The following is a 10,432-nucleotide window of genomic DNA, read 5'->3' on the forward strand; positions in this document are numbered from 1 at the left end:
ATGATTGTGGGACCAAAATCTTCACCGGACGCTGCGCGCCTCGTGACGCCGACGATGCTGGTGCTCTGGCTCGTGCTTGCAACGGTGCCGCTCTGGATCACGCGGATCGGGCTCTATCCCTATCTCGGGATCGAGATCCTGATCTGGTCGCTCTATGCGCTCGCATTCAACCTGGTGCTGGGCACCGCCGGACTTCCGTCGTTCGGTCATGGTGCCTATTTCGGCATCGGCGCCTACGCGTTCGGTCTCTGTCAGTTCGAATCCTCGCCAATCTCTGGATATGCCTGATTGCCGCGGCCGCGGCGGCAGGTCTCGCCGGCGTGCTGGTGGCGCTGTTCATCTCGCACAGGCGCGGCATCTATTATGCCTTCATGACGATTGCCTTCGGCCAGATCTTCTGGACGTTGGCGATCAAATCGCACCGGATCACCGGCGGCGAAGACGGCCTTCTCAAGATCAAACGGTTGCCGGCCGATTTCGGGCTTGTGTCGTTCGATCTCACCGACAATGTCGCGTTCTACTATTTCGTGCTCGCCGTCTTTGCGGTCGGCACCGCCGCATTGTGGAGGCTGGTGCACTCGCCCTATGGCCGCGTGGTCGCTGCGATCAGGCAGAGCGAAGTTCGCGCGAGCCATCTCGGCTATAATGTGTGGCTCTACAAAGTCGCGATCTTTGCGCTGTCGGCCGCCGTCTCGGGGTTTGCCGGCGGATTGTTCGCCATGGCGCAGCTCGCCGCATTCCCCGACGTCATGAGCCTGCATCAATCCGGCTACGTCGTGATGATGACGCTCGTCGGCGGTGGCCTCGTCAGCTTCTGGGGCCCGGTGATTGGCGTATTTCTCTTCCTCACCGCCCGAGACGTGATCGGTGCGCTGACCAATGCCTGGATGCTCTATTTTGGTCTGCTGTTCATCGCCATCGTGCTGTTTCGCCCCGAAGGCATTGCCGGCGCGATATCCGCTGCCCTGCAGCAGCACTCACTCGGCGGCTTACGGCAGCGCGGTACCTCGGCGATGCGGCTGCTGTTCGGGAGCGGGCGATGAACATGATCGAAGCCGCGGCCGTTCATGTCCGCTTCGGCGACCGCGTGGTGCTGGAGAGCGTCGATCTCGCGGTTGCGGAGGGCGAGTTTCACGGTGTGATGGGCCCGAACGGTGCCGGCAAAACCACGTTCTTCAATGTCCTCACCGGCCGGGTGAAACCGAATCGTGGTCGAGTCCTGCTCGCCGGCGAGGATGTCACGGGCCTCAGCCCGCACCGCATCGCCGCCAAGGGCATCGCCCGCTCGTTTCAGATCATGACACTGTTCGACGAATTCTCCGCGCGTGACAACGTCATGATGGGCTTGCCCGAGTTTCGCGCCCGTGGCCACGATGTCGCGCGCGCAGCGGCGGGCGACAGCCGGCTTGCCGCGAAGGCCTCTGAATCGCTGGCGGCAGTCGGGCTTGCCGACAAAGGCGACATCCGCGCCAAGGACCTGTCCTATGGCGACCGGCGCGCGCTGGAGATCGCGGTCGCCCTGGCGCAGGCGCCCCGGGTGCTGTGCCTGGACGAGCCGACCTCCGGCCTCGGCTCCGACGGGGTGCACCGGCTCGCAGCCCTGATTGCTCGCCTGAAGGGGCGGCTGACCATCGTCGCGATCGAGCACGATATGGAGTTCCTGTTCTCGTTGGCTGACCGGATCTCGGTCATCCATTGGGGCCAGGTGGTGGCGCGCGGAACGCCACACGAACTGCAGCAGAACGAATGGGTGCGGCGCTCCAATCTCGGGAAGTTCGCATGATCCTCGAAGTGGACGCGGTCGATACCTTTTACGGCGAGACCCAGGCGCTGTTCGGCGCCTCGCTTGCCATCGAGCACGCCAAGGTGTTTGCGCTGCTCGGCCCTAACGGCGCCGGCAAGACGACCATGCTCCGCTCGATTCTGGGGCTGACGCGTCCGCGCCGCGGCTCCGTTTGTTTCGACGGTCACGACGTCACGCGCGATCCGACCCACGAGATTGCGCGCGCCGGCATCGGCTGGGTACCCGACGACCGCCGGCTGTGTCCGACATTGACGGTTGCGCGCAACCTGTCGATCGCGCAAAAGCGCACGCGCTTTCGCCACTGGAGCGTCAAGGAGGCCGCTGCGATCTTCTCACCGCTCGAATATCTCATGGAGCGCGACTGCGAAAACCTGTCGGGCGGCGAAATGCAGATGGTGGCGATCGCCCGCGCGCTGGTCGGCTCGCCGGGATTGGTGCTGTTCGACGAGCCGAGTCAGGGATTGGCGCCGAAAATCGTCGGCGACGTGCTCGCGACGATCTTGCGCATGAAGGACGAGGGCATTGCCTCGCTGGTCGTGGAGCAGAACGCCGAGATCGCGCTGGCGGTCGCAGACCATGCCGCGGTGATCGATCGCGGCCGGATCGTCTGGACCGGGGAGGCCGCGGCCTTGCGCGATGACCGCGGGCTTCGTCAGTGCTTGCTGGGAGTACAATAAGTGGCCGCACCGCTGCTCGTTCTCGACGACGTTCGAAAGGTCTATACACGGGGCCGCGTGATCCGCCGACCGACATTCACGTTACAGGCAAACCTGTCGCTGGACGAACCTGATATCGTTGGTGTCGTCGGCCCGAATGGCGCCGGCAAGACGACCTTGTTCGAGATGATGACGGGCTCGAACGCCCCGACCTCCGGGCGCGTGCTGGTCGCGGGCACCGATATCCATGGTGTCAAATATCGCGAGCGCGACCGGCTCGCGATCCACTATCACCAATCCTATCAGGTTAGGCGCTTCCGGAAGCGCATTCCGTCCGCCTTCCTGGCGCCGTCGCCAACCCGGACGCCGCTGGTTCACCTGTTCGACGAACCGCAGTTCAACCTGCAGGATGGCTATATCGGCTTCATGCTCGATTTCTTCCGCAAGCTGCGCGACGAGGGGCGGCTGGTCGTGCTCTGCATGCATCCGACGGCGGCCTGGCACCTCGACATCCTTGCCGAGATCGCCGGGCGATTCCTCTTTGTGGCCGGCGGTGGGGTGACACGCATGGCCGATTTCGGCGCTCTGGTCGCCGAGCCACGCTTCCGCTCCTATCTGGGGCCGGAGATGACAAAGGCGGCGGACGCGATTTGTGACCGAGCTATTCCCATCCCGACCTAACGCAGAAAAAAGCGACCACAGGAGAATCCGTTGGCCTATTCGAACACCCAGCTTTTCATTGGCGGCAAATGGCGACCGGCCCATTCGGGCAAGGTGATCGAGGTCCGCAATCCCGCGACTGAAGAGGTGATCGGCACCGTCGCCCATGCCGGACGGTCCGACCTCGACGAGGCACTCGCCGCAGCCAGCGCCGGCTTCAGGATCTGGCGAAACGTTGCTCCCTTCGAGCGCTGCCGCATCATGCGCAAGGCCGCCGCGATCATGCGCGAGCGCAATGACGAGATCGCGCCGCTGCTCACGATGGAGCAGGGCAAGACGCTCGGCGAGGCCAAGATGGAGGCGATGGCCGCCGCCGACGTGATCGAGTGGTTTGCGGAGGAAGCCAAACGCGCCTATGGCCGCCTGATCCCCGCGCGCGGCCCGGGCATCTACCAGCTCGCGATCAAGGAGCCCGTCGGCCCGGTTGCGGCGTTCACGCCTTGGAACTTTCCGATCAACCAGGTCGTGCGCAAGCTCTCCGCCGCACTCGGCGCCGGCTGCTCGATCATCGTCAAGGCCCCGGAGGAGACGCCGGCCTCGCCCGCACAGCTGATCCGCGCGTTTACGGACGCTGGCGTGCCCGATGGCGTCATCAACCTGGTCTACGGTATTCCTGCCGAGATCTCCGAATATCTCATTCCGCATCCGGTGATCCGCAAGATCTCGTTCACGGGCTCGACCCATGTCGGCAAGCAGCTCAATGCGCTCGCGGGCCTGCACATGAAGCGTGCCACCATGGAGCTCGGCGGTCATGCGCCGGCGATCGTTTTCAAGGACGCCGACGTCGCATCGGCCGCGAAAATTCTGGCGACGGCAAAATATCGCAATGCCGGGCAGGTGTGCATCTCGCCGACGCGGATGCTGGTCCAGGATGACGTGTTCCGTGAATTCGTCGACACCTTTGTCGACAGCGCCAAGGCCTTCAAGGTCGGCAACGGCCTTGATCCCGACTCCAAAATGGGCTCGCTTGCCAATCCGCGCCGCGTCACCGCCATCGAAGGCATGGTGCAGGATGCCGTCGGCAAAGGGGCAAAGCTCGAGACCGGCGGTAAACGCGTCGGCAACAAGGGCCATTTCTTCGAGCCGACCGTGGTGAGCGACGTGCCGAAGGATGCGCGCGCCATGAACGAGGAGCCGTTCGGCCCGCTCGCGCTGATTTCGCGCTTCTCATCCTTCGACGAAGTTGTCGAGGAGGCCAACCGCTTGCCGTTCGGGCTGGCGTCCTACGCCTTCACAAGCTCGGCCAAGACGGCGGCCGCGATCGGTTCGGCCGTCGAAGCCGGCATGATGGCGATCAACAGTTTTGGTCTGGCGCTGCCCGAAGTGCCGTTCGGCGGCATCAAGGATTCCGGCTACGGCTCGGAGGGCGGCACCGAGGCGATGGAGGGTTATTTCAACACCAAGTTCATCAGCCAGACGGGCGTGTGACCGGCCGGGGATGCGCAGCTAGCGTTTGACGAAAACCAGATTGCAGGCCCGCGCCTCGTTGCGCTTGCCGGTGCCGCGGGTGCGATCGAACTGCGCATCGACCGTAAAGGCGTAGGGCGAGCCGGGCGCGAGATTGTTCAGCGTGTACGCGCTCGCTCCCGTCGTGCCGCGCGCGCTCAAGGTGGTCTTGCCGTCCGCCGGGATCTGGCCGTCGATCTCGAGCCGGTTGATGTTGTTGCCCGGACCCTGCGCCTCGGCATGAAGCACGCCGTTCGTGACGGTGGCGACCAGAGGTCTGGTGAAGCCCTGCGCCTTGCCGGTGGCCAAGCAGTTCAACGTCACGTCCCAGCTGCCGTCAAAATCCTTGCTTCCGCCGCTCCGGCCGTTGCCTGACGGCGCGAGCGCCACCTTCTGCTTCAGTCCCTCGATCCGAGCTTTGGCGAGCGTGGCGAAGATGCAATTCGGGAATCTCGCGAGGTGATCCTCGAAAGCGCCCAGCGTGCCGATGCCGTCGGCAGCCTTCCAGTGTGCTTCTGCTGCTGCGCAAGGGTCAGCCCGGGGCGCGGCTTGTGGCGCCGCCGGCGCCACCGTGACCGACACCGGTCCGTTCAGGTAGAACTTGCCGATGATCGACAGCGACAGCTCCGGGAGTTGGGTCTTGCCGCTGGAATCGTAGACGTCGCTGCTGATGTCGCGAAAGACTTCGCCGATCTCCTGCGGCTCCTCGATGTGCTTCAGGAACGCCGTCGTATAGGGGCTGTTGCGGCCGCTGCCATCGGCCGCCGTCTGCCCGGACTGGGTTGAGAACGACACGATCGTGCCGCGCGGTGCTTCGACTTTCGACAGGCCCCGCCCGATCGAGGCGCCGCGCGTCATGCCGGCGGAGCGTTTCAAGGTTTCGGCCAGCGGATTGTCGCGGCAGGAATCGAGGATGAGGATGCGCAGGTTCTTGGCCTGCTGCAGGTCGTTCACGATGTCGTCCACCCGCACGAAGCGCTTCAAATCGGCTTCGTCGCTCAGCACGGCATCGACAGGCATCAGATAGTTCACGCCGTTGTACTGCATCGCATGGCCGCTGTAGTAGAACATGGCGACGTCGGCTTTGCTCGCGGCGCGCGCGAAGCGGATGGTGAGGTCCTGCATGTCAGCCTGGCGCAGGTCGATGCCCTGGAGCACCTCGAAGCCGCTGCGCTTGAGCGAGGCGGCGACGTCTTCGGCATCGTGCGACGGGTTGGGAAGCTGCGCCGTACTGGCATAGGCGCCATTGCCGATCACCAGGGCGACGCGGGTTTCCGCCGATGCCGGCGCAACGGAAAGCCAGCAGGCCAGGAGGGCAAGGCAAAGTCCGGCCGGGCAAAATCTGGAAAGAGCACGCATGAATGCCTTCCAAAGGAAATGTCGAAAAATATCCCTCCAGATTAGCGCATGCCGCGCCGACATCAATGCCCTGCCGGAGCACCGCTCAGATTTCCCGGCCGTGACATCCTGTCACGCCGGGCTCGCCGCCAACGTCTTGCGGACGGCCATTTCGGTCGCAATCGCGTCCCGCACGGCCGGTCGCGCCTGCATGCGCGCGAGATAGGCCGACAACGATGTCCATTGCGCGACGTCGATTCCCGCGGGACGGAGCAACAGCAAAGCCCAGGTGAGATGGGCATCCGCGACGGTGAAGCTGTCGCCGACGAGGAATTCGCGGTCCGTCAGATGCGCGGCAGGCATCGATAATGTCTGCGCTATCCTTGCACGCGGCTTGGCGAGCGAGGCGTCGTCCTTGTACCAGAAGGTTGGAAACAGGAACGCCTTGTGGATCTCGGCCCCGACGAAACTGAGCCATTCCTGGAGCCGATACCGGTCGGGATTTCCGAAGGCGGGAGCAAGGCCCGCCTGCGGCTTTAGGTCGGCGATGTATTGCAGCACCGCGGCGCTTTCGGTCAGCCGTTCGCCATTCTCCAGCACCAGGACCGGCACCGCGCCCTTTGGGGAAACGCCGAGGAAATCGCTGCCGTCGTCCACGACCTGCTTGGTCTGGAGATGGACCGGATGATAGCGGGCCTCGATGCCCGCTTCCATCAGCGCGATGCGGCTCGCAAGCGAGCAGGCCATCGGTGAGAAATAGAGTTGCAGCATCGCCTACGCTCCTTCAGGTCAACGTCTCGGTTTGTGCGATGATCGCAAACCGGTCCGACAATTCGGCCAGGGCGACCTCGTGGATGATCCTTGCGGAGAGCGCTCCGCCGCGGCCGTCGGGAAGATCGCGTGTGGCGCAGGCATCGGCTGCGATCGTCGTGCGCAGGCCGAGGTCGAGCGCGGCGCGGGCGGTCGAGCTGATGCACATATGGGTCATGAAACCGGCCAGCACGATGTTCGTGCGTCCGGTTGCGGCCAGCCGGACTTGCAGGTCGGTGCCGGCAAAAGCGTTCGGCAGCGCTTTTTCGATCACGGCTTCGCTGGCGAGCGGCGCCACGTTCCTGACGATCGCGCCGCGCGCGGCCTCGCGGTCGAACAGGCTGCCGGCACGTCCCTTGTGCGCGATATGGAAGATCGCAGCGCCGCTCGCCCTCGCGCGGGCGAGCAGGCGCGCGGCGGCGGCGATTGCGGGCTCCGCGTCCGGCAAGGCGAGCGGCCCGGCGCAATATTCGTTCTGGATGTCGATTAGCACGAGGCAGGAATCGGCGAGCCTGGGCGGAGTGAGATCGGCGCCGGACAATTCAAGCAAGGTTTTTGGGGCGGTCATGCGGGTCGGGCCTTCCTAAGGCATATCGGAGGCGCCACAGTAGCGCGGCGGCGGCCTGCCAATGTGCAGGACTATTGCAGCATATGGCTGCAAATTTGCAGGAGCCCGTCGGGCCTGCTAGGCTCATCGCCATGAACTGGGACGATCTGCGCATCATCGCCGCGGTCAGGGACGAGGGCACCTATGCCGGCGCCAGCGCGCGGCTGCGCATCGACGAGACCACCGTCGGCCGCAGGCTCGCGCGCATCCAGCGCGATCTCGGCGTGCCGCTGTTCGATGCGGTGGACGGCCAGCGCCGGCCGACGCGGAGTTGCGAGGCGGTGCTGGCGCATGTCGAGGCGATGGCCGCACATGCCGCCGAGATCGGTCGCGTCGGCGAGACTCTTGCAGGCCCGGTGGGACGCCTGCGTATCGCCTCCACCAACACGGTTGCCGAGGAGGTTCTGTCGCCGCGCGCGAGCGACTTCCTGCGCGCCAATTCCGGCCTGACGCTGCAATTCCTCACCTCGAGCGAGAACGTCAAGTTCTCGCGCTGGGAAGCCGATCTCGCTATCCGGCTGCGCAAGCCCGACAAGGGCGACTTCGCGATCTCCAGGCTCGGTGACGTCAAGCTCTATTATTTTGAGCCTGTCACGACCGAAGGCGAGCCGGTGCTGTGCGCCTATCCGGACGAACTCGGTGCCATTCCCGAGATGCAATTCCTGCGTATGAAGCAAGCCCACGCGCGCTGCGTTACCGACAACGTTCGCGTCATCCGTAACCTGATCCGCGCGCATCAGGCCGCCGGCGTGTTGCCGGAGCATGTCTGCGCGGACTTACTCGGCGATCGCCGCCTGCGCGCCACGCTGCTGCCTGGGCGCCGCGACGTCTGGCTGCTGGTGCAGAACCATCTCAAGCGCGATCCGGCGACGCGGCTCACCATCGAATGGATCCGCCGCTGCTTCAGCGATCTCGCGCGCGGTTGATTGCGACCCGTGAACGCGATCCGCGCGCGGCGCGACCAAGTTATGGGATAGCGTACGCGCGAGGGTTGCGTAATCTCGCGACGACTACGGGCTTGATCAGGGCAGGCGCATGACCACTCTTCAGGAAACCATCCACCCGCAGGCCAAAGCGCGGGAATGGAAGGCGATCGTCATCCTGATCCTCCTGATTCCGGTGCTGTGGTCGCCGCCGTTCCTGTTTCGCATCTTCCTGTTTCAGCCGTTCAACATCCCGTCCGCCTCGATGACGCCGACGCTGGTCGTCGACGACTACGTCTTTGCTGCAAAATATGCCTATGGCTATGGCCGTTATTCGTTTCCCTTCGCGCCGTCGTGGATCTCCGGGCGTTTCCGGGCCACCGATCCCGAGTATGGTGACGTCGTCGTGTTCCGGACGCCAAAGGACACCGCGGTCGACTATGTCAAGCGCGTGGTCGGGCTGCCCGGTGATCGCATCCAGATGCGGCAGGGCCAACTCATCCTCAATGACCGCCCGGTGACGCGCGTCGCTCTGAAGCAGGCATTCGCCGGCTCCACCTGCGGCGTGGATGACGGTGCGAAGGCCAAGCGCTGGCGCGAGACGCTGCCGAACGGCGCGTCCTACGTGACGCAGGACTGTGTCGACAACGGCTACTACGACGACACCGACGTCTACACCGTGCCGCCGGGCCATTTCTTCGTGCTCGGCGACAATCGCGACAACTCGAGTGACAGCCGCGTGATGTCGTCGATCGGATTCGTGCCGATGGACAATCTGGTCGGCAAGGTGAAGCGGATATTCTGGTCGCTCGACCAGCACGGCGAACCGCACATGGAGCGGCTGGGGAAGGTGTGGTGAAGCCCCACTGTCATTCCGGGCTCCGCGCTGCTCCGGGATGGGACCACCGAAGAAAAACAAAACCCCGGCATCGCTGCCGGGGTTTCGCATTTTGTCGTTTGCCGGAATGGCTGGATCAGAAATCCATGCCGCCCATGCCGCCGCCCGGGGGCATCGCCGGACCGGAGCCGCCCTTCTTGGGCAGCTCGGCGACCATGGCTTCCGTGGTGATCAAGAGCGCCGCAACCGAGGCTGCGTTCTGGATCGCGGTACGTACCACCTTGGTCGGGTCGATGATGCCCTTCTTGACGAGGTCAACATATTCGCCGGTCTGGGAGTCGAAGCCGTAGGCGTACGACTTATTCTCGAGGACCTTGCCGACGATCACGGAGCCATCTTCACCGGCGTTGATCGCGATCTGGCGAGCGGGCGCGGAGAGCGCCTTGCGCACGATCTCGACGCCGGTCTTCTGGTCGTCGTTCTTGGTGCGCAGGCCCTTGAGCTGCTCGGAGGCACGGAGCAGGGCGACGCCGCCGCCCGGGACGATGCCTTCCTCGACCGCCGCGCGGGTCGCATGCATCGCGTCATCAACGCGATCCTTGCGCTCCTTCACCTCGACCTCGGTCGCGCCGCCGACGCGGATCACCGCGACGCCGCCTGCGAGCTTGGCAAGACGCTCCTGGAGCTTCTCACGGTCGTAGTCCGAGGTGGTTTCCTCGATCTGCGCCTTGATCTGCGACACGCGCGCTTCGATGTCGGCCTTCTTGCCGGCGCCGTTGACGATCGTGGTGTTCTCCTTGTCGATCATCACCTTCTTGGCGCGACCGAGCATGTTGAGCGTGACGTTCTCGAGCTTGATGCCGAGATCTTCCGAGATCGCCTGGCCACCGGTCAGGATCGCGATGTCCTGCAGCATGGCCTTGCGGCGATCGCCGAAGCCCGGAGCCTTGACGGCCGCGACCTTCAGGCCGCCACGGAGACGGTTCACGACCAGGGTGGCAAGCGCTTCGCCTTCGACGTCCTCGGCGACGATGACCAGCGGCTTGCCGGTCTGCACCACGGCCTCGAGCAGCGGCAGCAGCTCGTTCAGCGAGGAGAGCTTCTTCTCGTTGATGAGGATGTAGGCGTCGTCCATCTCAACGCGCATCTTGTCGGCGTTGGTGACGAAGTAGGGCGAGATGTAGCCGCGGTCGAACTGCATGCCCTCGACGACGTCGAGCTCGGTCTCGAGCGACTTGGCTTCCTCGACGGTGATGACACCCTCGTTGCCGACCTTCTTCATGGCGTCGG

General features: G+C 64.5%; 12 protein-coding genes. 8 read left to right on the forward strand and 4 right to left on the reverse strand.

Translation table 11 applies throughout. From position 1 onward, the window contains the following. The first annotated feature begins 6 nt into the window (after nucleotides 1-6). The 6 genes from IVB13_RS40515 to IVB13_RS31635 are packed head-to-tail and all read left to right on the forward strand — an operon-like array spanning nucleotide 7 to nucleotide 4,608. Entirely contained in the window at nucleotides 7-288 is a 282-nt protein-coding gene (locus IVB13_RS40515) for a hypothetical protein (protein ID WP_346732289.1), read from the forward strand. Further along, nucleotides 288-1,043 carry a branched-chain amino acid ABC transporter permease gene (locus tag IVB13_RS31615; RefSeq protein WP_346732290.1) on the forward strand — a complete coding sequence of 252 codons (756 nt, stop codon included), beginning with the start codon at nucleotides 288-290 and terminating at the stop codon, nucleotides 1,041-1,043. Before IVB13_RS40515 ends, IVB13_RS31615 begins: the two co-directional genes overlap by 1 nt. Beyond that, nucleotides 1,040-1,783, forward strand: a complete 744-nt coding sequence (locus IVB13_RS31620) for an ABC transporter ATP-binding protein (RefSeq protein WP_247406962.1) — start codon at nucleotides 1,040-1,042, stop codon at nucleotides 1,781-1,783. Before IVB13_RS31615 ends, IVB13_RS31620 begins: the two co-directional genes overlap by 4 nt. Next, nucleotides 1,780-2,481: an ABC transporter ATP-binding protein gene (locus IVB13_RS31625; protein WP_018455615.1), complete on the forward strand. Its 702-nt coding sequence runs from the start codon at nucleotides 1,780-1,782 to the stop codon at nucleotides 2,479-2,481. The genes IVB13_RS31620 and IVB13_RS31625 overlap by 4 nt, the downstream gene beginning before the upstream one ends. Then, nucleotides 2,482-3,141, forward strand: coding sequence for an ATP-binding cassette domain-containing protein (locus IVB13_RS31630; protein WP_247455034.1), 660 nt, complete (start codon nucleotides 2,482-2,484; stop codon nucleotides 3,139-3,141). It begins immediately after the preceding gene. A gap of 30 nt (nucleotides 3,142-3,171) precedes the next feature. Beyond that, nucleotides 3,172-4,608 carry an NAD-dependent succinate-semialdehyde dehydrogenase gene (locus IVB13_RS31635; protein ID WP_247455032.1) on the forward strand — a complete coding sequence of 479 codons (1,437 nt, stop codon included), beginning with the start codon at nucleotides 3,172-3,174 and terminating at the stop codon, nucleotides 4,606-4,608. A gap of 18 nt (nucleotides 4,609-4,626) precedes the next feature. On the opposite strand, the gene IVB13_RS31640 is transcribed toward IVB13_RS31635, so the two are convergent. The 3 genes from IVB13_RS31640 to IVB13_RS31650 form a co-directional block, all read right to left on the reverse strand. After that, nucleotides 4,627-5,985: a caspase family protein gene (locus IVB13_RS31640; protein WP_204511619.1), complete on the reverse strand. Its 1,359-nt coding sequence runs from the start codon at nucleotides 5,983-5,985 to the stop codon at nucleotides 4,627-4,629. A gap of 111 nt (nucleotides 5,986-6,096) precedes the next feature. Then, complete coding sequence (locus tag IVB13_RS31645) at nucleotides 6,097-6,735, reverse strand: glutathione binding-like protein (RefSeq protein WP_247491235.1); 639 nt, start codon at nucleotides 6,733-6,735, stop codon at nucleotides 6,097-6,099. Nucleotides 6,736-6,748: 13 nt separating this feature from the next. Further along, on the reverse strand, nucleotides 6,749-7,342 hold the full coding sequence (locus IVB13_RS31650) for a cysteine hydrolase family protein (protein ID WP_204511618.1): 594 nt from the start codon (nucleotides 7,340-7,342) through the stop codon (nucleotides 6,749-6,751). A 131-nt stretch (nucleotides 7,343-7,473) separates the two neighbouring features. Here IVB13_RS31650 and IVB13_RS31655 point away from each other — a divergent pair, with 131 nt between their 5' ends. Beyond that, nucleotides 7,474-8,307: a LysR family transcriptional regulator gene (locus IVB13_RS31655; protein WP_247491237.1), complete on the forward strand. Its 834-nt coding sequence runs from the start codon at nucleotides 7,474-7,476 to the stop codon at nucleotides 8,305-8,307. Between the two features lie 109 nt (nucleotides 8,308-8,416). Continuing rightward, nucleotides 8,417-9,163 carry a signal peptidase I gene (lepB, locus tag IVB13_RS31660; RefSeq protein WP_247455028.1) on the forward strand — a complete coding sequence of 249 codons (747 nt, stop codon included), beginning with the start codon at nucleotides 8,417-8,419 and terminating at the stop codon, nucleotides 9,161-9,163. Nucleotides 9,164-9,278: 115 nt separating this feature from the next. Here the strand turns inward: lepB and groL are convergent. Then, nucleotides 9,279-10,432 (reverse strand): chaperonin GroEL (gene groL / locus IVB13_RS31665; RefSeq protein WP_247491239.1); only part of this gene is annotated, 1,154 nt, incomplete at its 5' end.

This window comes from Bradyrhizobium sp. 17, from assembly GCF_023073515.1.
Taxonomy (GTDB): Bacteria; Pseudomonadota; Alphaproteobacteria; order Rhizobiales; family Xanthobacteraceae; genus Bradyrhizobium; species Bradyrhizobium canariense_D.